The 18,728-nt window shown below is 42.8% G+C and carries 22 protein-coding genes; 6 read left to right on the top strand and 16 right to left on the bottom strand.

Annotated elements, in window-relative coordinates:
* Positions 1–63 precede the first annotated feature (63 nt).
* Genes J699_RS07515 through J699_RS07525 form a run of 3 tightly spaced genes read left to right on the top strand, consistent with a single transcriptional unit; the run spans position 64 to position 2,812 of the window.
* Complete coding sequence (locus J699_RS07515) at positions 64–2,103, top strand: M3 family metallopeptidase (RefSeq protein ID WP_032868672.1); 2,040 nt, start codon at positions 64–66, stop codon at positions 2,101–2,103.
* Positions 2,104–2,141: 38 nt separating this feature from the next.
* Complete coding sequence (locus J699_RS07520) at positions 2,142–2,348, top strand: YheV family putative metal-binding protein (protein ID WP_004660391.1); 207 nt, start codon at positions 2,142–2,144, stop codon at positions 2,346–2,348.
* 11 nt (positions 2,349–2,359) lie between these two features.
* Complete coding sequence (locus J699_RS07525) at positions 2,360–2,812, top strand: hypothetical protein (protein ID WP_032868671.1); 453 nt, start codon at positions 2,360–2,362, stop codon at positions 2,810–2,812.
* 49 nt (positions 2,813–2,861) lie between these two features.
* Here J699_RS07525 and J699_RS07530 read toward each other — a convergent pair whose 3' ends face one another.
* Entirely contained in the window at positions 2,862–3,776 is a 915-nt protein-coding gene (locus tag J699_RS07530; RefSeq protein WP_032868670.1) for a DMT family transporter, read from the bottom strand.
* 117 nt (positions 3,777–3,893) lie between these two features.
* On the opposite strand from J699_RS07530, the gene J699_RS07535 reads away from it, so the two are divergent.
* Together J699_RS07535 and J699_RS07540 are read left to right on the top strand one after the other, a co-directional pair.
* Positions 3,894–4,673, top strand: a complete 780-nt coding sequence (locus J699_RS07535; RefSeq protein ID WP_032868668.1) for an AraC family transcriptional regulator — start codon at positions 3,894–3,896, stop codon at positions 4,671–4,673.
* A 90-nt stretch (positions 4,674–4,763) separates the two neighbouring features.
* The gene (locus J699_RS07540; RefSeq protein ID WP_032868667.1) at positions 4,764–5,642 is read left to right on the top strand and encodes a DMT family transporter; all 879 of its coding nucleotides are present in this window, start codon (positions 4,764–4,766) and stop codon (positions 5,640–5,642) included.
* 54 nt (positions 5,643–5,696) lie between these two features.
* On the opposite strand, the gene J699_RS07545 is transcribed toward J699_RS07540, so the two are convergent.
* The 6 genes from J699_RS07545 to J699_RS07565 form a co-directional block, all read right to left on the bottom strand.
* A complete protein-coding gene (locus J699_RS07545; protein ID WP_032868666.1) occupies positions 5,697–7,901 on the bottom strand; it encodes a TRAP transporter large permease subunit in 2,205 nt (734 codons plus the stop codon).
* 183 nt (positions 7,902–8,084) lie between these two features.
* On the bottom strand, positions 8,085–8,663 hold the full coding sequence (gene rrtA / locus J699_RS0218725; RefSeq protein WP_032868665.1) for a rhombosortase: 579 nt from the start codon (positions 8,661–8,663) through the stop codon (positions 8,085–8,087).
* Positions 8,664–8,740: 77 nt separating this feature from the next.
* Positions 8,741–9,844 carry a hypothetical protein gene (locus J699_RS07550; protein ID WP_005227394.1) on the bottom strand — a complete coding sequence of 368 codons (1,104 nt, stop codon included), beginning with the start codon at positions 9,842–9,844 and terminating at the stop codon, positions 8,741–8,743.
* A 359-nt stretch (positions 9,845–10,203) separates the two neighbouring features.
* Positions 10,204–10,407, bottom strand: a complete 204-nt coding sequence (locus J699_RS07555; protein WP_005227396.1) for a hypothetical protein — start codon at positions 10,405–10,407, stop codon at positions 10,204–10,206.
* A gap of 207 nt (positions 10,408–10,614) precedes the next feature.
* Positions 10,615–11,010: a hypothetical protein gene (locus tag J699_RS07560; protein ID WP_032868664.1), complete on the bottom strand. Its 396-nt coding sequence runs from the start codon at positions 11,008–11,010 to the stop codon at positions 10,615–10,617.
* Positions 10,997–11,254, bottom strand: a complete 258-nt coding sequence (locus J699_RS07565; RefSeq protein WP_005227398.1) for a succinate dehydrogenase assembly factor 2 — start codon at positions 11,252–11,254, stop codon at positions 10,997–10,999. The genes J699_RS07560 and J699_RS07565 overlap by 14 nt, the downstream gene beginning before the upstream one ends.
* A gap of 188 nt (positions 11,255–11,442) precedes the next feature.
* On the opposite strand from J699_RS07565, the gene J699_RS07570 reads away from it, so the two are divergent.
* Positions 11,443–12,615, top strand: coding sequence for an acyl-CoA dehydrogenase family protein (locus J699_RS07570; RefSeq protein ID WP_032868663.1), 1,173 nt, complete (start codon positions 11,443–11,445; stop codon positions 12,613–12,615).
* Positions 12,616–12,665: 50 nt separating this feature from the next.
* On the opposite strand, the gene J699_RS07575 is transcribed toward J699_RS07570, so the two are convergent.
* The 9 genes from J699_RS07575 to rpmJ form a co-directional block, all read right to left on the bottom strand.
* Positions 12,666–13,169 carry a DUF2059 domain-containing protein gene (locus tag J699_RS07575; protein ID WP_032868662.1) on the bottom strand — a complete coding sequence of 168 codons (504 nt, stop codon included), beginning with the start codon at positions 13,167–13,169 and terminating at the stop codon, positions 12,666–12,668.
* 124 nt (positions 13,170–13,293) lie between these two features.
* Positions 13,294–14,784, bottom strand: a complete 1,491-nt coding sequence (locus J699_RS07580) for a flavin-containing monooxygenase (RefSeq protein WP_005227403.1) — start codon at positions 14,782–14,784, stop codon at positions 13,294–13,296.
* 219 nt (positions 14,785–15,003) lie between these two features.
* Positions 15,004–15,501, bottom strand: coding sequence for a GNAT family N-acetyltransferase (locus J699_RS07585; RefSeq protein ID WP_032868660.1), 498 nt, complete (start codon positions 15,499–15,501; stop codon positions 15,004–15,006).
* Positions 15,502–15,690: 189 nt separating this feature from the next.
* Positions 15,691–16,056: a 50S ribosomal protein L17 gene (gene rplQ, locus J699_RS07590; RefSeq protein WP_004641032.1), complete on the bottom strand. Its 366-nt coding sequence runs from the start codon at positions 16,054–16,056 to the stop codon at positions 15,691–15,693.
* A gap of 18 nt (positions 16,057–16,074) precedes the next feature.
* Complete coding sequence (locus tag J699_RS07595) at positions 16,075–17,082, bottom strand: DNA-directed RNA polymerase subunit alpha (protein ID WP_004660372.1); 1,008 nt, start codon at positions 17,080–17,082, stop codon at positions 16,075–16,077.
* 18 nt (positions 17,083–17,100) lie between these two features.
* Positions 17,101–17,727, bottom strand: a complete 627-nt coding sequence (gene rpsD / locus J699_RS07600; RefSeq protein ID WP_004775874.1) for a 30S ribosomal protein S4 — start codon at positions 17,725–17,727, stop codon at positions 17,101–17,103.
* Positions 17,728–17,739: 12 nt separating this feature from the next.
* Positions 17,740–18,126 (bottom strand): 30S ribosomal protein S11, encoded by a 387-nt coding sequence (gene rpsK, locus J699_RS07605; RefSeq protein WP_004281491.1) that lies wholly within the window; start codon positions 18,124–18,126, stop codon positions 17,740–17,742.
* A gap of 19 nt (positions 18,127–18,145) precedes the next feature.
* Positions 18,146–18,502 (bottom strand): 30S ribosomal protein S13, encoded by a 357-nt coding sequence (gene rpsM, locus J699_RS07610; RefSeq protein ID WP_000090815.1) that lies wholly within the window; start codon positions 18,500–18,502, stop codon positions 18,146–18,148.
* Between the two features lie 107 nt (positions 18,503–18,609).
* The gene (gene rpmJ, locus J699_RS19175; protein ID WP_000867907.1) at positions 18,610–18,726 is read right to left on the bottom strand and encodes a 50S ribosomal protein L36; all 117 of its coding nucleotides are present in this window, start codon (positions 18,724–18,726) and stop codon (positions 18,610–18,612) included.
* Between the last annotated feature and the right edge of the window lie 2 nt (positions 18,727–18,728).

Genomic DNA, 18,728 nt, shown 5'->3' with positions numbered 1-18,728 from the left:
GATTTCTCTCCCGCTAAGCCCTACATCTATAACTATGTTTAGAAATGATATGGCAAAAATACAATGACACTACAGCAAGCGACACTTCCCACTCCCCAGTTTGATCAGATTCAACTTGCCGACTTAAAACAACAGATCGAACAAACGATTCAAAACGGTCAAGACTTCCTGAATCAACTCAATGAGGTCCCACAAGGCACCGAAGCACAACTGGCGACATTGAGTGAAGTCGATCAGCTTGAAAATAATATGAGTGAGTCTTGGGGCATTTTGTCGCATCTCAATGCTGTGATGAACAATGCCGAAACCCGTGAAATGTATCAGGCACTTTTACCAAGTTTAAGCGAATACTACACCCAGCTTGGACAACACACGGCGCTATATCAAACCTATCAGCAGATTCATGATAGCCCTGCATTTCAAACACTCAGCGAAGCCCAACAAAGTGCTATTAAGCTCGCACTTCGTGACTTTAAACTGTCTGGTGTGGCTCTCGAAGGTGAAGCCAAAAAACGTTATGCAGAAATTTCGGCACGTTTATCGCAGTTGTCTTCAGACTTCTCCAATCATGTGCTCGATGCAACCCAGGCCTACTTTAAGCCTTTAACAGAAGCACAACTTAAAGGCCTACCGCAAAGCAGCGTTGAACTGTTAAAACAATACGGACAACAGCGTGAGCTTGAGCAGGCTGTTGCCACACTCGACTTCCCAGCCTATTTTGCCATTATGACCTATGCCGAGGATCGTGAACTAAGAGAAGAGCTGTATAAGGCCTATGTCACCCGCGCATCTGAGCAGTCTGACAAGACTGAATTTGATAACACCCCTGTGATGGAAGAAATCCTCAGCTTACGTCAGGAAATGGCGCAACTGCTAGGTTTCAATAATTTCGCTGAATATTCACTGGCCAGCAAAATGGCGCCTGATGTCGAAACGGTGGATAAATTTCTGGTCGATCTGGCAGAACATGCACGCACCCCAGCACTGGCTGAAATTGCAGCGCTCAAGGCGATTGCACAGCAAGATGGCATTGAAGAACTCAAACCGTGGGATGCAACCTATTACTCTGAAAAGTTGAAACAGCAACAGTTCAACCTTTCTCAAGAAGCGCTTAAGCCATATTTCCCTGCACCTAAAGTGGTACAAGGTTTATTCCAGATCGTGCAACGCCTGTACGGTATCCAGATCGTCGAACGTCAGGCAGCCGTTTGGCAGGATGATGTGTGCTATTTTGAAATTGAAGATCAAGGTCAAGTGGTCGGTGGTTTCTATTTCGATTTATATGCCCGCAATGGCAAACGTGGTGGCGCATGGATGAGCGGCTTCCGTTCCCGCGTACAAACCACGAATGGTCTGCAAAAACCGATTTGCTACATGGTCTGTAACTTTACTCCACCGATTGGCGATCAACCTGCCCTGCTAACCCATGATGAAGTGATTACCTTATTCCATGAATTCGGACACGGCTTACACCACATGCTCACCGAAGTGGATAATATCTCGGTTGCAGGTACACATGGCGTAGCATGGGACGCAGTGGAGTTGCCAAGTCAGTTCATGGAATTCTGGGCGTGGGACAATGAAAGTCTGGATGTCCTGAGTGAACATACCGAAACCAAACAAACCCTGCCGCAAGAACTGCTATCAGCATTATTGAATGCACGTTTCTTCCAGTCGGGTATGCAAACCCTGCGTCAGATTGAATTTGCGCTGTTTGACCTGACCATTCACCGCCAAGCTCCAGCTTTAAACAGCCAGCAAATTCAGGAAACGCTGGATGAAATTCGCGCTAAGTTTGCCGTTGTTCCTGCCGTACCTTATAACCGTTTCCAGCACAGTTTCAGTCATATTTTCGCGGGTGGCTATGCTGCGGGTTACTACTCTTATAAATGGGCAGAAGTTTTAGCCAGTGATGCCTTTGACCGTTTTGAAAGCGAAGGTATTTTTAATACCGAGACTGGAAAAGAATTTAGAAAGTTTATTCTAGCAGTTGGCGGAAAAGATACAGCACTTGATGCGTTTCGCAATTTCCGAAAAAGAGAGCCTAAAATAGATGCGTTATTACGTCATCAAGGTTGGACGAACACAGATAAAACCGCTTAAACTATGTCATTATTATTCACAGGGTGTAATGAACTGACATGAAAAGACAATTCATCGCGGGTGCAAAATGTCCCAAATGTGGAGCGTTAGATCGTGTGGTTAAGATCATCACTGTGGATGACGAGTGGATTGAATGTATCGAATGTGCTTATAGCGAGAAGCGCCCGACCCACGTGGAAGAGCAACAACCCGCTGAGCCAGATGAAATTGGGGTGATACAGTTCAAACCTCGTCATTTTGACTAGAAAGGTTAAAAATGATGTCCACATATCCAACTGAAAATTCCAGATTATTATGGATGATCATCGGTGGAATAAGTGTTGTTGTGGTTCTGTTCCTTGCTGTCCAATGGTTTTTAGCACAAAAAGATCAGCAATCGACAACAACACCAACTCAACCTGCTGCGGCTCAGACCGCTGTTACCACGTCTCAACCAGACCCTGCAGTCAGCAATGAAACCGTGACTGCGGAAAATGAGTCTGTAGAGCCGATTAAGCTGGTTGAAGAATCGATTATTAAAGCGCCGCTTCCAGCCAATGACAGTCTGGCCAAGGAAGAAATTGCAAAACTGGATGATATTCACCTGCAACTTCAAGAGCAGCAACATGAGCTTAAGCAGCAACATGAAGATGTTGATCAAATGCTTAAACTGAAGGAAGAGCAGATCAAGTTATTAGAGGCACAACTCGCTGCCCAGAATCACTCTTGAAACCGAACAAGCTTTAACTTTCGTTAAAGCTTTTTTATTGCTGAACGTTTTAATCTAAAATTTGTTCAGAACGCGATTTCAACTGAACTGGTTTCTGAATCGTTTGCGCAATCAAGATTCCCACCAAAGTCAAACCACCACCAATATAATGGAACATTTGTAAATGTTCGCCGAGTAGGGCTACTGCAATCAATGCGGTAAATAAAGGCAACAGGTTCATAAAGATACTGTTGCGATTCGGTCCTAAATGTCGGACGCCTTCAATCCATAAATAAGATAACAATACCGATGAGAAAATGCTGGCATAAACAATCAGCGGAATAGTTTGCTGATTTAACTGTATATCTTGGGCGGGTAAAAACACAAAAAAAGGTAAGACATATAAAATCGCAAAGCTGGATTGGACGAAATTCGATTGCCAGGCAGGAATCGGCATTTTCCAGCGTTTTAATAACACCCCATATAAAGCATAGCCTGCTGCTGCAACCAGCATCAAGCCATCGCCGAGATGTACGCCCTGCCCCCATATATTACGAATACTGCCATGACCCAATAAATATAAAATGCCATAAAAAGACAGTGCGCCGCCGAATAGCATGCCATAGCTGATCCGGTCTTTAAGCATCACGCTACTCAAGATCATGGTGAGTAATGGAATCAAGGCGGTGACGATCGCCATATTGGTTGCCGTGGTCGTCGCTGCGGCCTGATAGGATAAGAACTGAAATAATGATACCGACAAGAAACCGCCCAATGCCAATTGCTTCCAGTATTGCTGGATGGTATGCCGGTTTTTCCAGACCGGAATCAATACAAAGGTACTCATCACCGCGAGCGCCAGTACCAGACGATAAAAGGTAATTGCCACAGGAGAAATGGCATGACTCGCCATTTTGGACACCACCACATTGCCGGCCCAAAATAAAATGGCGAACAATGGATAAAAATAAGCTTTCTGAAACATAATCAAAACCTGTACATAGCCGTACCGATCATGCTAAAAAATAATCAGCTTATAGTTTCTCGATGAAAAGACGATAACTATCGCAAAAAGGACAAATTATTTCAGGTTTAGCTGAGTATGGGAAAAAATTTTCAACATGGTTTTCTGGATTATCCGGTCTATGCCTTCTCGGAGAATTATCCGCATGGCCATATTGAAGACTGGCATCGTCATGACCGTATCCAGTTAATCCATACCCTGACTGGCGTAATCCGGGTACAAACCCATGAAGGCATCTGGATTACACCGCCTGGACGTGGTGTGTGGATTCCAGCACATAAACCGCATGCGCTATTGAGTAGCGGTGAAGTTAAAGCAAGAGGCGTTTTTATTGAAAGTTCAACTCAAAATGATCTGCCAGATCAATGTCGCGTGGTGGCAATTCCAGCGTTATTACGTGAATTGATCAGTAGTGCGATGCATATACAAAGCCATATTCAACCAGCTAGTCGCAATGAAAGGCTGCTACAGCTAATTCTGGACGAAGTTCGTCTCTTACCCGCACTGGCCTTTAATTTGCCCGAACCACAAAGCCCCAAGCTTCAGCAGTTATGCCAGCGCATTAAAGAAAATCTGGCTTTGGAATGGAGTCTGGAACAAAGTTCGCAACACTTACATATCAGCACTAAAACGCTGGCACGTCATTTTCAAAAAGAAACTGGCCTACATTTTTCCCATTGGGTTCGGCAGGCAAAACTGATGCAAGCCATGATTGATTTAGCCATGTATAAACCCGTGCTGAATGTGGCCTTAGATTTAGGCTATGAGAGTCCCAGTGCCTTTAGTGCCATGTTTAAACGCGAAACTGGCATGACACCGAGTGATTATCTAAAACAATTTTCTGATCACATCGTTTGATGTGTATCAAGCAGTCCTATTAGAAAAATACATTCCTTTCACTTCCGCACAGGCATAAAATAAGCCCAAATTCTCGATACTGCCCTGGTTATGGATACTCCCCAAACGAATCGCAATCTCTTTTTGGCGATTGGTTGCCTAACGATTTCTGCACTACTTTTCTCTGTAATGGGTATTTGTATTCGTTATGCTTCTCATACGGTCGATAATTACACCATTGTGTTTTTCCGTAATGTGGTGGGGCTGATCCTGTTTCTGCCTTTTATTTTTAAGCAAGGCATTGGATTTGTAAAAACGGAAAAACTGTGGATGCATACCTGGCGCAGTATTGTTGGCCTTGCTGCCATGTATGGCTTCTTCTATGCCATCGCACATCTGAAACTCTCCAATGCCATGGTATTTACCTATTCTTCGCCGATTTTTATTCCTTTAATTGCTTGGTTATTCCTGAAAGAAAAAGTTACCACGGCGATGCTATGCGCTGCAGGGCTGGGATTTATTGGCGTATTCTGTGTGGCAAAACCCGATCAAGGTTTATTAAACTGGATCTCCATTGTCGGCATCAGTTCAAGTCTATTGGCCTCTATGGCCTTTGTCACCGTTCGTGCCCTGACCCAAACCGAACCACCAGAACGGATCGTATTTTATTTCTGTCTGATTGGTTCCCTGCTTTCGGTGATTCCGATGTTCTGGGTATGGCGACCTTATCATCTGCATGAATTATTTTTCCTGGTCGCGGCAGGTGTCCTAGCCAATGTCAGCCAGATTTTTATGTCGCATGCCTACCGTCTTGCCCCTGCTGGACAAATTGCCCCTGTGAATTATATTGCGATTATCTTCGCCGGAATCTGGGGCTTTTTACTCTGGAAAGAAGTGCCAGATTTATACAGTGTGATTGGTTTCGGCATTATTTTATTGGCAATTTTATTATGCAGTCCGCTGATCCAAAGCAAAAAGCAGACTCAATAAATAAAAATAAAGACGTTAAAAAAGCACCCGTAGGTGCTTTTTTAATTTCAATTGTTAGTGCTTATACCAGCCAAACATCTGGAAGATATACGGTGCATAGGTCACCAGCACCAACGATGAGAACAATACGATAATCGGCAATAACCAACGTTCATAACGGAAGTAGAAACTGGTGTATTTCTCTTTCGCTTCCCTGTCGGCGGCCGAGACCTCCTCATCCCCGACGGAGAGTCGCGTTAGCAAGTGGTTCAAGGCAACCGGTGGCGTTACATAACCAAATTCGAAGGCGACCAGTACAATCATCCAGAAGTGGATCGGATGAATACCATTCTCGTAGGCCACAGGTGCAACCGTTGCCGCCACCAGAATCACCGCACCGAATGGATCGGTGGTCATCCCAATAATCGCCAGTAACAGTGCAATAAAGGCAAGTGAAATATAGATATTGCCCAAGTGTGTTGGTAATAACTCCACCACTTCAGCACGTTCGATTAAGCCACCGACGCTTGCAGACAAGGCCATTAGCAGAATCAACGCACCAATATGCCCAACTGTTTCTGAGGTGGCGAAACGTAATGCACCACCAAAACCAAAGTGCTTACCCCCATGTGGATCATGAGACTTGAGGAACTCAGATTTTTTCTCATGTTCACGAACCAGTGCTTCATGCTTAGGATCAACCACAGGTGCTGGTGCCACTTTTGATGCAAATAACTTGTCAAACAAGATCATTGCAATCAACACCAACGGTAAAATCATTGGTGCAGTGAATTCATTAATAGACGTATCTAAAGCCAGCTTATAGAACATCACGACAGCAAAGCCGATAATCACATAAGGAATGACAGGTACACATGCACGCAACATGCCAGGCACTGCAACCTTAGGTGAATTCACACGGAATTTTTCTTCGGCAAGAATCAATGAAACACCGAGGAAAATAAACGCAGTTAACCAGAAAACATAGATACCGTGATCAAATAATTCGGTAGAGGTCACATGACGACTGTCGAGCATTGAAATCAGGATCACCAGCAAGCATGGGCGAATCACTACACCTAAAGAGCCTGACATGGCCGATACAGCCAATGCATATTGACGACGCGCGCCGGAGTTCCAGACTTCCTTATAAATGATTGCGCCGGCTGCAATTACGAAGATCCCGGAAGCGCCGGTATAGGCGGTTGGAATCGCTGCTGCAATCAGAATCAACCAGGTTAAAGTTTCCGGTGCCAGGTTCCATGGACGCAGGATATTTAAGAATAAATCCATCACACGGGTTTGGGTCAGTAACATACCTGCCCAGATAAACAGTGCAAGATTCAGGAAAATACCCGAGAATTCCACCAGAATACCCAAGTAGATCCCTTGCCCCATTGGATAGTCCATGAAGAAGGTAAATACAATACCAGTCACTAGCGACATGAACGCGTACAGTGGCACACTGAGTAAGGCTAAACCAAAGTTACCTTTCGGCTGAGCCGTCTTCGGTATAAAGATAAACTGGAAGATACTGATAATGGTCAGGGATACAAATAACGCAATCCACAACCAGTACAAGACTGTGGTTTTTCCAGCAACCTCAACCCCGGAGTTCAGTACAGAATGATACTGGCTGACCACTGAATAGCTCAGTAAGGCATTGCCCGCTACCATCAACGCTGAATAAACCCGGAAATCAATCTTGGTTTTTGGCGCACGTAAACTGATATGGTGATAACGTAAAGAAGCTGTTACTGAAGCAAACAACACCATGATCAATAAAATGATGGTTTGATTTTCAGTACCGTATTTAAAAATACCAAAGAAAGTCGTTTCAACTTTACGATAAGTACGAATACTTGGATGAGCTTCCAAGTGCTTCATGGCTTTATCATAGAATTGATACTTTTCTTCACATTGTTGCTGTGCGGCCAACAAAGATGTACGTACATCAGACTCAGAAGCTGCACCAAACATACTGGCAAATTCATCCGCCGCATTGGCCTTCATCTGTGCCTGTACTTGTGCATCAATATTCGGATGTCGATCACAAGATGGTTTTTCAGGCTCAGCCCGCAAAAACGAATATTGCATCCCTGTGGTTTGATCACCGTAAAGTCGCTCCCCCATACGGAGCATTTGACCGTGAATCATCTCGCCAGTACCAATAAGCAAAGTCATTAGCAACAAAGCAAGAATGATGAAGGTTGATATCCAATCATTCCAGATATAGCCTAACCGGGCTAATCCAGACTTTTTCTCTTGATCATTTTGCATGTCTATTCCAGTTTATTCTTATCAACATCCATCCAAAGATGTTGAATCATGCGCTGTCCATGGTTGATAGATAAATGAATTTACCCTCTTATTAACCAATCCCTTTAAACCGCTTAAATTTGAATCAAATTTTTTCAAAAAAGAATGACTACAATCACTTTTTTGTTGGTTGTTTTTATCAATTTAGATGTGCTCTATTTTTTTCCTTTTTATAAATAAATAACTTAAACCAGCTAGTACGCCACCGATAGCACCAATCAAATGTGCCTCAGTAAGCACGGGACTACCAATTAACTGCGCTGTTCCCGTCTGTCCAAAGGTATTTTCCCAAATCAGTTTTGCTGCAATCAGGGCTAAAACCAGCAAGGCGAACTTACGTTCTTTCTTATATTGCAGATATACCAGTCCTACCGCGGTATACAAGCCATGTAGTACGCCTGAAAGCCCGGCATAGGCATCAATATAAGGTAAATAGAAATAGAAAACCAAACTGATGAATGGTGGCAAAACCAGCAGTAATGACCATAAATGCCAATTACGGACATGCGGAAAAATAAAAGGTAAACACGCAAAGGCCAGCATATTTAACAGAAAATGTATCCAGCCCACGTGTACCCAATGTGCAGTCCATAACCGCCAGAATTCAGTGAGTAAACTCGGTCTCCAATAAATGAAATAATCGGAAAAAACTTGTAGACATGCCGATATGGATACACATATCGCGATCAAAATGACTTTTTCTATCCATATTTGATCTTTCATTGATTGACCACCTCTTGAAAAAACAGACCTTTTACCCAGTGTAAGTGCTGGTGAGGTAAAAGGCCGTTTAATTCAGGTTACTCAGCTGGCGTTTCTTGCGCTGGAGCGGCCTCATCCTGTGCTGGTGCAGAGGCTGCCTCGCCACCCCCATCAAAGAGTGAATCCAGTTCAGCTGAACTTTCTTGTTTGTCATCCCAGAATGTGGTCATGCCTTCATCGCTTGCTCTGACACCGGTATTTTCAGTCCAGTAACGGTCTGCGATGCCACGTACCATTAAACCAGCCATTTTATCAATCAGTCTGAACTGAGGATTTGCAGGTTTGTCATCACCTGTTGCGGCTGCATAAGAACGCAGTGCATCACGTAATTTGGCATCATCACCGCTGGCTTGTGCTGCAACAGCATATAAAGCATGGGATAAGCGCACACCTTTCTTCTCACCAATCGCCATTGATTGTTTCATGGTGGCATACGGTTCAGGTTTACCATCGCCAGCGCCAGGCAATAAAGTCCAGATCACGGCGCGAGTCGCCATTGGCGCACCCCAGAATTTTTCATTGTCCAGACAGGTCATGCCACGTTCAACAATCCCGGCAATATCCTTAGGCACATTGATTGCACCGCCCGAGTTAATGTCATTGGTCATGGCTTGCAAGCCACTGACCATACCGAGTAAATACACGGTCTGATCCAGATCATTACGCATGGTTGGACATGAATCGCCTAATTTATATTTGTATTTTGATTCCCAACGATGGGCAAAAAGTTGATAACCTGCATATTGACGTTCAGCCGCAATGCCGGCCCAACGTTTCTGTTCAATACGCGCATCCTGCGCTTCTGTCACCTGACCGGCTTTAGAGGCACGTAAATAACGTAATTCTGCTTCCAGCGCCTGATTTTCAGCACAAATCCCGGCTGCGGTATACAGCAGCACTGCCATACGGGTCGGGTCTGCCCCCATATCTTTGGTTGACATCACTGCAGGCGTTAATGCATTGCCTGAGTTACACACCATTTCAGCATCATCCATGGCCAAAATCGGTGGAACGATATGTTTTTCACCAAAACCTAATGCGACATTTGCTCCAGTTTTAACAACGTATGAGCATCCAGATAACATTGATGTAGTCAGCAAAGCTACCGCGACGCCTTGTCCAATTTTATGGAGTTTAGACATACTTCCTGTCCCTCTAATAATTTGTTTTTTCCTTTTAGCTGTACATTATCAGATGCAATTCCTGAATTAAAGAGTAATTGCTCTAATTTTACAGGGACATTTTGACATACTTCACACATGAATAAATTGACAGATCTGCGGCGATACAGAAATTTCAGGCAAAAAAAAGTAGCATTGCGACGGTTCAGCACATGCTACTTATTAACTGGTAAAATCGTGAAACTCTTTATCTTTTAGTTTTGTTGAAAATAATCCTTGAGTAATGTCCCGGCTCTTCCTACTACAATCGCTATAACGATCGCAATTACCAGAAACATCCACATTGAAATCTCCATAGAGACCTCCTATACTTTTCGTATCTACTTTTGATAGATACTAGATTGGCGTTCACCATCGATATTCACAGGAGCGTGATATATTGATGATACTTTCAATCTCTTTCTCTTGGTCACAGCAACAGGTTGATGTGATTCAAGATATTCCCTGAGTAAAGTTCCTGCTCTTCCTACTACAATCGCAAAGACAATTGCGATCACCAGAAACGACCATGTTGGAATTTCCATTTTGGACCTCCACCACACTTTACGTTGGTGTTTGTACTTTAACGAAAATAAATCGGTCTTGAGGGGCAGATTGTCTGACAATCATAATTTTCACTATTTTTTAGAGTTTTTAACCTAACAATCGCAGCAAAATACACGCCTAAAAATAATATATCATTGAAATTTATAAAATAATTAATTATATACAGATGTAGAATTGTCAAACAATTAGCCCAGTTTTGCCTGTAATTTTAAGGATTTCCACTGTAAAAATGATAACTGGTCCCACCAGATGATGAAATTTTTATGTTTTGGATCAGAAAAGCACAGCACGATATAAGCTTGATGATCAATTATTCTTGTGATGGAACGGGTCTGGATCGGAAGAGATGAATCATAAAATTCAAATGACCACGCCTGTTGGTCGAGATGCTCAAAACGTTTTAATCGGGGTTGCTGCAGAAATAGAAACCAGCTCAATACCAATATGAAGCAACTGCCTAACCATACCGCCAAAGAAAGCAAAGAATAGGTCAGGCTAACAATCAACAGCAGCATAAACAGTTGCAATACCATCGAAAAACGACTGTATTGCAACTCAAAAACACGATCAGCCGTGGACATAATGTTTTAGTTTGAGAATAAATGCTTTCAGTTCAGTCCGTGGCGGTTCCCCAACTTCCATGAACCAGTCCAGCAAGTCCGGATCTTCCTGATCAACCAGCTCTGCGAATAAGGCCTTTTCAGCCGGATCGGCAGTGAGATAGTAATTTTTAACATATGGGTCAAAATATACATCGATTTCTTTTAAACCACGACGTGCACGATACACGACCTTACGTTCTTCCAGTGTCATTTCATCAGACATTATCTGTTCCACTATGCAACCATTTACTCTGATAGTGTACCTGATCCCCCTTTAACTTCGCAGCGTTTTTTCTCAAGTGACCAAATACATCAATCAAATTGAGCATTGATCACATTGTTCACTATTTTCCCTTTCTTGTATGGTGAGGAGGATGATTTACATTCAACAAACCAGGGAAAATATAACAAATGCAATCAGGTGCAATTCGTCCAGTTCCAAACATGCTCGCGCGTAAACTCTTTACTTCTGATCATGAAGCATTTCGTGAAACTGTACGTAAATTCTATGAAAAAGAAGTTGTTCCAAATATTGAAAAATATGAAAAACAACAACATGTTGACCGCGACTTATGGAATAAGGCAGGCGAACTGGGCTTGCTGTGTACCACCATGCCAGAGCAATATGGCGGCTCAGGTGTTGATCGTCTCTATAGTATGATTCTGATTGAAGAGCAAGCCTATGCCATGGATTCGAGCACAGGTTTTTCATTACATTCAGATATCGTGGCCAACTATATCAACAACTTTGGTAATGAAGCACAAAAGCAGCACTGGCTGCCAAAAATGGCAACGGGTGAGGCTGTCACCGCGATTGCCATGACTGAACCAGGAACAGGTTCAGACCTGCAAGCCGTTCGTACTACCGCGGTACTGGATGGCGATGACTATGTGATTAATGGTTCAAAAATCTTTATTACCAATGGCTATCTATGCGATATGGCCATCGTGGTGTGTAAGACTGGCAATAGTGAAAAAGGTTCTGCCAATCTGTCGTTAATTATTGTGGAAGCCGATCGTGTGGGCTTCAGTAAAGGCAAGCCTCTGAATAAAATCGGGATGAAAGGTCAGGATACCTGTGAGCTGTTCTTTGACAATGTTCGCGTTCCGAAAGAAAACCTGCTCGGTATGGAAGGTATGGGTTTTATGATGCTAATGAAAGAATTGGCATGGGAACGTATGCTGGTTGCCATCATTTGTCAGGCGGGCGCTGAAGCTGCTTTTGCGCATACCGTTCAATACACCAAAGATCGTAAAGCCTTCGGCAAAGCCATTAGCACCTTCCAGAACACCCGTTTTAAACTGGCTGAATTACGGACTGAAATTGATTTCTGTCGCACTTATTTAGATCGCTGTATGGAGTTACAACTCGAAGAAAGCTTAGGTGTTGATGCTGCTGCCGCTGCAAAATATAAAATTTCCGATATGTTCTCGAAAGTGGTGGATGAATGTTTACAGTTACACGGTGGTTATGGCTACATGCTGGAATATCCAATCGCACGTGCCTATATCGACAACCGTGCCAACCGTATTTATGCAGGTACCAATGAAATCATGAAAGAGTTGATTTCCCGTACTCTCTAAAGACAGAAAAACAAAAAGGGATCATGCTTAATGTATGATCCCTTTTTTATTTACTTAATTTCTGTTTTCTCATTGCCCGTCTGGGCAGCTTGCGGATTCATCCGTTGCATTAACTGCTTGACCTTAGGGTTTTCACTATACTGTTGCATGGTGGTATTCAGTGCATTGCGCGCATTTTGCGTGGTGAAATGTGCTACCTCACTGCCAACATCACTAGCTTTCTTGGCCCAGACCTTCCCTTCAGCAGATTGGTAGAAATTCAACGCAGCCTGTAATTCTTTTTCACTAAAGCTCTCGACATAGCGCTGTACAATAAACTGCTTCCGTTGCTCACTATCCAGATTCTTAGTTAAATCGCTATAGAAACTTTCTGGCAAATCCTTGGGCAAACGCATCCGGATTTGTTCTAGAATCATTTTATCGGTGTTTTGCACCCCCTGTTCCGTGCCATCGACCGATACCAGTTTTTGTGCAATCGCTGCCTTCTGTTTTGCATCATCGGCAAAAGCCAGACTGCTTGATAACATGATCCCCAAAATGATGAGTTTTTTCATCAAATTATTCCTATCTTAATTTTCTAATCTGCCCAATATACGTGATATTTTTAGAATTCAAAGCCTATTTCCAATAAAAAACCCTATGTATCGACATAGGGTTTTCAATGATCAGGTTACTACATTACGAGACCAGTTTTGGTTTACGGTCAGCATGTTCATCACGTTTGTGAAACTGTAGAACGCCATCATTAAATTTAGCATCTTTCAACTCTTTACGGTCTGCCAGATAGTTATTGGTAATTTTCCAAGGCGCTTGCTTGCCTTGTTTCGGCATTACATCTGCGGCACGCGCAATATAGCCAGAAGACATTTTGCCCATAATCGTGTCGTGTTCCAGTTGTGATGGGTCCGCATGCGCAATCACTTCATCAAAACCATTCTTGTCCATATGATTGAGCAAACGGCAAATGTATTCAGCTGCAATATCAACTTTTAAGGTCCACGACGCGTTGATATAACCAATGATCATGGCCATATTTGGTACATCGCTGACCATTACCCCTTGATAGAGCATATGTTGTGAAGTGTTCATTGGCTTACCGTCAATTGACCCTTTCACACCACCCAGAATCTGAATTTCCAGACCAGTTGCAGAAATGACGATATCCGCTTCAAGATGCTTACCAGATTTTAGCTGGATGCCATTGGCCGTGAACTTCTCAATTTGATCTGTTTCTACGCTGGCCTGCCCCTGACGTAATGCTTTAAATAAATCGCCATCCGGTACCACACATAAACGTTGATCCCAAGGGTTATAGCTAGGGGTAAAGTGTTTCATGTCGACTTTACCTTTCAACTGCAATTCAATCCCTTTCAGCAATAAGCGACGTACTGTTTTTGGATATTTCTGTGCAAGCGCATAAATACCACGTTGCATACCGATGTTACGTGCACGGGTAAATTTATAAGCCGTTTCTTCAGACATAAATTTACGGGTTTTTTCATAAATAAAGTCAATTGAAGGCACGGTTGCAATATAGGTTGGTGAGCGCTGTAACATGGTTACATGACCTGCCCCACCTTTGACCATTGAAGGCACCAAGGTAATTGCAGTTGCACCACTACCAATGATCACGACTTTCTTACCAGTGTAATCCAGGTTTTCAGGCCAATGTTGCGGATGAATAAACTGTCCTTTGAAATCTTCCTGTTTCGGGAATTTTGGTGCATAACCCTGATCATAATTATAATAACCGGTACAGCCCATCACAAAGTTTGCTGACCAAGTTTGCTTTTTCTTGTTGCTATCTTCAATCTCAACAGACCATTTTTTCTTGCTTGAATCGTAATTTGCAGAAAGCACACGATGACCAAAATGGATTTTTTCTTTCAACTGATTTTCGCTAATCACATCGCTTAAGTAGCTTTTGATTTCAGCGCCACTCGCAAGCACTTTTTCTTTCGCCCATGGTTTGAAGTTAAAACCGAAGGTCGACATGTCCGAATCAGAGCGAATACCAGGGTAACGGAATAAATCCCAAGTTCCACCAAAACTGTCACGACGTTCTAAGATTTCAAATTTACGTTGTGGACAGTTCTTAGAGAGATGTACAGCCAATCCGATTCCTGAGATCCCTGCACCAATAATTAATACATCAACTTGCTTTTCCATTTTTTTTATACCCTGTATAAACCATGTCTTTATTAAAGCACAAATTTGACAATACACAATGTCAAGTTTAGTCATTCATCGGTTTTTTTATATCAGTTCGGGACATTTTGATAAAAATTTGCTGTCAAAAATGTTGAGATTTTTACTTGGATTTCTGAATTGAATATCTTTAATCGAGTAAGAAGATGGTATAAGTCTTAAGATTATTACAGCTGTACCCTAGCGCAGAAAAAGCTTCATCAACAGCTCATCCGTATATTCATTGTTATTTTTTAAGGCTTTTTTCTCCACCCCATACACCTCAAAGCCCATTTTTTGATATAGCTTGATGGCTGACTGATTATCTGTGGCAACGGTCAGCAAAACTTGTTCTACCTGTGCTTGACTATAGGCGATAACAGCACGAAGTAATGCGGTTGCTATGCCTTGGCTTTCAAATTCTGGTTCAATAAATACACTGGATAGAACAGCCTTATGAGCCAACTTTATTCCACTTTCTTGTATTAACGCCGCCAAGCCTATAATTCTATCTTTCTGATAAACCCCAAAAATTATTGAGTTTGATAAGCAACTTTGAAAAAAACTTAACGGCTTTACGATCTCTACATCATAAGTGGAACCAAACATTGCCGGGGCTTTTGCTAAAGCTGAAAGCCGAATCTCTCTAAAATCATTCAGCTCATCTACACCTAAAATCTTAATCTCAATATCTAACATATGTATTTAAATTTTTTATAGTATCTCAGCTTAATTTAGCACATTGGTCAAATACTCAAACCAATATTGATAAGCAAATTATTATTGAGAATCTTCCCATCTCGAAAAACATCAAAAACAAACAATAAAAAAGGCCGGTTATTACACCGGCCTTTTTTGGAACAACTGACTGTTCTACACGTAGAAGTATTATTTTACTTCACGGTCAACGAGTTCAACGTAAGCCATCGGTGCAGCATCCCCTGCACGGAAGCCCGCTTTAAGAACACGAAGATAACCGCCGTTACGTTCTTTGTAACGAGGGCCAAGAACGGTAAATAATTTACCAACAGTTGCTGCAGAACGAGTACGAGCAAACGCTAAACGACGGTTTGCTACTGTATCGTTTTTTGCCAAAGTGATTAAAGGCTCAGCAACGCGGCGAAGTTCTTTCGCCTTAGGCAAAGTTGTTTTAATTAACTCGTGCTCAACTAAAGCATTTGTTAAGTTTTGGAACAACGCCTTACGGTGGCTGCTTGTACGGCCTAATTTCACACCACTATTACGATGACGCATGGTGATAGTCCTACTTAATTAACGGCTACGATAGGCAAAACGGTCATCCATACGGAGACTAGCTGGTGGCCAGTTCTCTAAACGCATGCCGAGTTGTAAACCTTTCGATGCCAAAACATCTTTGATCTCTGTTAACGATTTTTTACCTAGGTTAGGAGTTTTTAACAACTCAACTTCGGTACGTTGAACAAGATCACCAATGTAGTAAATATTTTCTGCCTTCAAACAGTTAGCAGAACGAACAGTTAGCTCGAGATCATCTACTGGACGAAGCAAAATCGGGTCAACTTCTTCGCGAGGTTCTTGAGCAACCGGAGTTTGATCTTTCTGAAGATCAACAAAAATTGCAATTTGTTGTTGCAAGATTGTTGCCGCTTTGCGGATTGCTTCTTCTGGATCAACAGTTCCGTTAGTCTCAAGATCGATCACTAACTTATCAAGATCGGTACGTTGTTCAACACGAGCATTTTCTACTGTGTATGAAACACGCTTGATTGGGCTATAAGAAGCATCTAACTGTAAACGACCTACTGGACGTGTTTCACCTTCAGGGAAACGTGAGTCAGATGTTTCATAACCACGACCTTGAGCAACTTTCAGGCGCATTTTTAATGAACCAGAAGAACTCAAAGTACCGATTAAATGATCAGGGTTAACCACTTCAACATTATGAGGTAAACGAAGGTCAGCTGCAGTTACGTCACCTGCCCCTTGTTTCTCTAATGTTAAATATGCTTCATTTTGATCGAACAGCTTAATAGACAATCCTTTTAGGTTCAGCAAGAGCTCGACGATGTCCTGCTGCAAGCCTTCTAAAGTACTGTACTCGTGCTCGACACCTTCTATTTCTACTTCAACCACAGCAGCGCCAGGTAAAGAAGACAATAGAATGCGACGTAAAGCATTACCTAGAGTATGACCAAAGCCACGCTCTAAAGGTTCCAGAATCACTTTTGCCGAGGTCCCGCTCACCGCTTCGACCTTGATCGCTTGCGGAGTTAGAAACTCGTTTGCAGTACGCGTCATTTATTGCTACCTCAAGGATTATTTAGAATACAATTCTACAATCAAGCTTTCGTTGATTTCAGCAGGTAAATCAGAACGATCTGGCGCAGCTTTAAACGTACCTTCTAACTTAGAATGATCAACTTCCATCCAAGCAGGGATACCACGTTGAGCAGCTAATTCAATTGCGCTTTTGATACGTAATTGTTGTTTAGCGCCTTCATGTACTGCAATTACATCACCAGCTTTAACTTGGATAGATGCAATGTTAACACGACGACCGTTCAAAGTGATGCTACGGTGAGATACTAACTGACGAGCTTCTGCACGTGTAGAACCAAAACCCATGCGATAAACAACGTTATCAAGACGGCTTTCAAGCAACTTCAACAAGTTCTCACCTGTTGCGCCTTTAACACGAGCAGCTTCTTTATAGTAGTTACTAAATTGACGCTCTAACACACCGTACATACGACGTACTTTTTGTTTTTCACGTAATTGTAGTGAGTACTCAGATTGTTTGCTACCACGAGCTCCGCCATGTTGGCCAGGAGCTTTAGCATGTTTTTTAGTCTTAACGTCAAATGGTTTAACGCCAGATTTTAATTGCAGGTCTGTCCCTTCGCGGCGAGAGAGTTTGCATTTTGGACCAATATAACGAGCCATGAATGTTTCTCCTTACACGCGACGTTTTTTAGGTGGACGGCAACCGTTGTGCGGAATTGGAGTCACATCGGTAATGCTGTTAATTTTATAACCCACTGCACCTAATGCACGAACCGCAGATTCACGACCAGGACCAGGACCTTTTACAAGGACGTCCAAGTTTTTCAAACCGTAATCTAAAGCAGCTTTACCAGCAACTTCAGCAGCTACCTGAGCAGCAAACGGTGTTGATTTACGTGATCCACGGAAGCCTTGTCCACCTGAGGTAGCCCAAGCCAATGCATTACCTTGACGATCGGTAATCGTAACAATGGTGTTATTAAAAGAAGCGTGAATGTGTGCGACACCTTCAGAGACGGTACGAGTGACCTTCTTGCGTGCGCGAGTATCTTTAGCCATCTTTTAGCTTCCAGAAATCTTATTTCTTAATCGGTTTGCGCGGACCTTTACGGGTACGTGCGTTAGTTTTGGTGCGTTGTCCGCGAACAGGCAAGCTGCGACGATGACGAAGACCGCGGTAGCAGCCTAAATCCATTAAACGTTTAATGTTCATGGAAATTTCGCGACGTAAGTCACCTTCGGTCGGAACCTTAGCAACTTCTGCACGAATCGCATCAAGCTGAGCATCATCTAATTCACGGATCTTTGTAGTTTCAGTGATACCTACAGCAGCCAAGATGTTCTTAGCAGTGTGGCGACCGATACCAAAAATATACGTGAGAGAGATAACAGCATGCTTGTTATCCGGAATGTTTACACCGGCAATACGAGCCATTCAATTTTCTCCAAAAAGGCAGTCAAGATAATCAACCGCCCCACAAAAATCTTGAGGGGCGGATAATAACCTAATTAGCCTACTGAAATCAACAGGTCTTAATTAAATTAACCTTGACGCTGCTTATGACGAGGTTCTGCGCTACAAATTACGCGAATTACCCCATTACGACGGATAACTTTACAGCTACCACAAATTTTCTTTACAGAAGCTTGTACTTTCATGA

This window comes from Acinetobacter sp. 1000160 (assembly GCF_000588715.1).
Classification (GTDB): Bacteria; Pseudomonadota; Gammaproteobacteria; order Pseudomonadales; family Moraxellaceae; genus Acinetobacter; species Acinetobacter courvalinii.
This window is presented reverse-complemented; position numbering and strand designations above follow the sequence as displayed.

What these genes read in the sequence shown, in the direction of transcription:
- J699_RS07545 (WP_032868666.1), bottom strand. Translation starts at nt 7,901, where the DNA reads ATGCAAAATGATCAAGAGAAAAAGTCTGGATTAGCCCGGTTAGGCTAT.
- J699_RS07520 (WP_004660391.1), top strand. Translation starts at nt 2,142, where the DNA reads ATGAAAAGACAATTCATCGCGGGTGCAAAATGTCCCAAATGTGGAGCG.
- rpsM (WP_000090815.1), bottom strand. Translation starts at nt 18,502, where the DNA reads ATGGCTCGTATTGCCGGTGTAAACATTCCGGATAACAAGCATGCTGTT.
- J699_RS07580 (WP_005227403.1), bottom strand. Translation starts at nt 14,784, where the DNA reads ATGGAAAAGCAAGTTGATGTATTAATTATTGGTGCAGGGATCTCAGGA.
- J699_RS07515 (WP_032868672.1), top strand. Translation starts at nt 64, where the DNA reads ATGACACTACAGCAAGCGACACTTCCCACTCCCCAGTTTGATCAGATT.
- J699_RS07565 (WP_005227398.1), bottom strand. Translation starts at nt 11,254, where the DNA reads ATGTCTGATGAAATGACACTGGAAGAACGTAAGGTCGTGTATCGTGCA.
- rpsK (WP_004281491.1), bottom strand. Translation starts at nt 18,126, where the DNA reads ATGGCTAAAGATACTCGCGCACGCAAGAAGGTCACTCGTACCGTCTCT.
- J699_RS07550 (WP_005227394.1), bottom strand. Translation starts at nt 9,844, where the DNA reads ATGTCTAAACTCCATAAAATTGGACAAGGCGTCGCGGTAGCTTTGCTG.
- J699_RS07560 (WP_032868664.1), bottom strand. Translation starts at nt 11,010, where the DNA reads ATGTCCACGGCTGATCGTGTTTTTGAGTTGCAATACAGTCGTTTTTCG.
- J699_RS07570 (WP_032868663.1), top strand. Translation starts at nt 11,443, where the DNA reads ATGCAATCAGGTGCAATTCGTCCAGTTCCAAACATGCTCGCGCGTAAA.
- J699_RS07555 (WP_005227396.1), bottom strand. Translation starts at nt 10,407, where the DNA reads ATGGAAATTCCAACATGGTCGTTTCTGGTGATCGCAATTGTCTTTGCG.
- J699_RS07575 (WP_032868662.1), bottom strand. Translation starts at nt 13,169, where the DNA reads ATGAAAAAACTCATCATTTTGGGGATCATGTTATCAAGCAGTCTGGCT.
- rplQ (WP_004641032.1), bottom strand. Translation starts at nt 16,056, where the DNA reads ATGCGTCATCGTAATAGTGGTGTGAAATTAGGCCGTACAAGCAGCCAC.
- J699_RS07525 (WP_032868671.1), top strand. Translation starts at nt 2,360, where the DNA reads ATGATGTCCACATATCCAACTGAAAATTCCAGATTATTATGGATGATC.
- J699_RS07595 (WP_004660372.1), bottom strand. Translation starts at nt 17,082, where the DNA reads ATGACGCGTACTGCAAACGAGTTTCTAACTCCGCAAGCGATCAAGGTC.
- J699_RS07540 (WP_032868667.1), top strand. Translation starts at nt 4,764, where the DNA reads ATGGATACTCCCCAAACGAATCGCAATCTCTTTTTGGCGATTGGTTGC.
- J699_RS07535 (WP_032868668.1), top strand. Translation starts at nt 3,894, where the DNA reads ATGGGAAAAAATTTTCAACATGGTTTTCTGGATTATCCGGTCTATGCC.
- J699_RS07530 (WP_032868670.1), bottom strand. Translation starts at nt 3,776, where the DNA reads ATGTTTCAGAAAGCTTATTTTTATCCATTGTTCGCCATTTTATTTTGG.
- rpmJ (WP_000867907.1), bottom strand. Translation starts at nt 18,726, where the DNA reads ATGAAAGTACAAGCTTCTGTAAAGAAAATTTGTGGTAGCTGTAAAGTT.
- J699_RS07585 (WP_032868660.1), bottom strand. Translation starts at nt 15,501, where the DNA reads ATGTTAGATATTGAGATTAAGATTTTAGGTGTAGATGAGCTGAATGAT.
- rrtA (WP_032868665.1), bottom strand. Translation starts at nt 8,663, where the DNA reads ATGAAAGATCAAATATGGATAGAAAAAGTCATTTTGATCGCGATATGT.
- rpsD (WP_004775874.1), bottom strand. Translation starts at nt 17,727, where the DNA reads ATGGCTCGTTATATTGGTCCAAAATGCAAACTCTCTCGCCGCGAAGGG.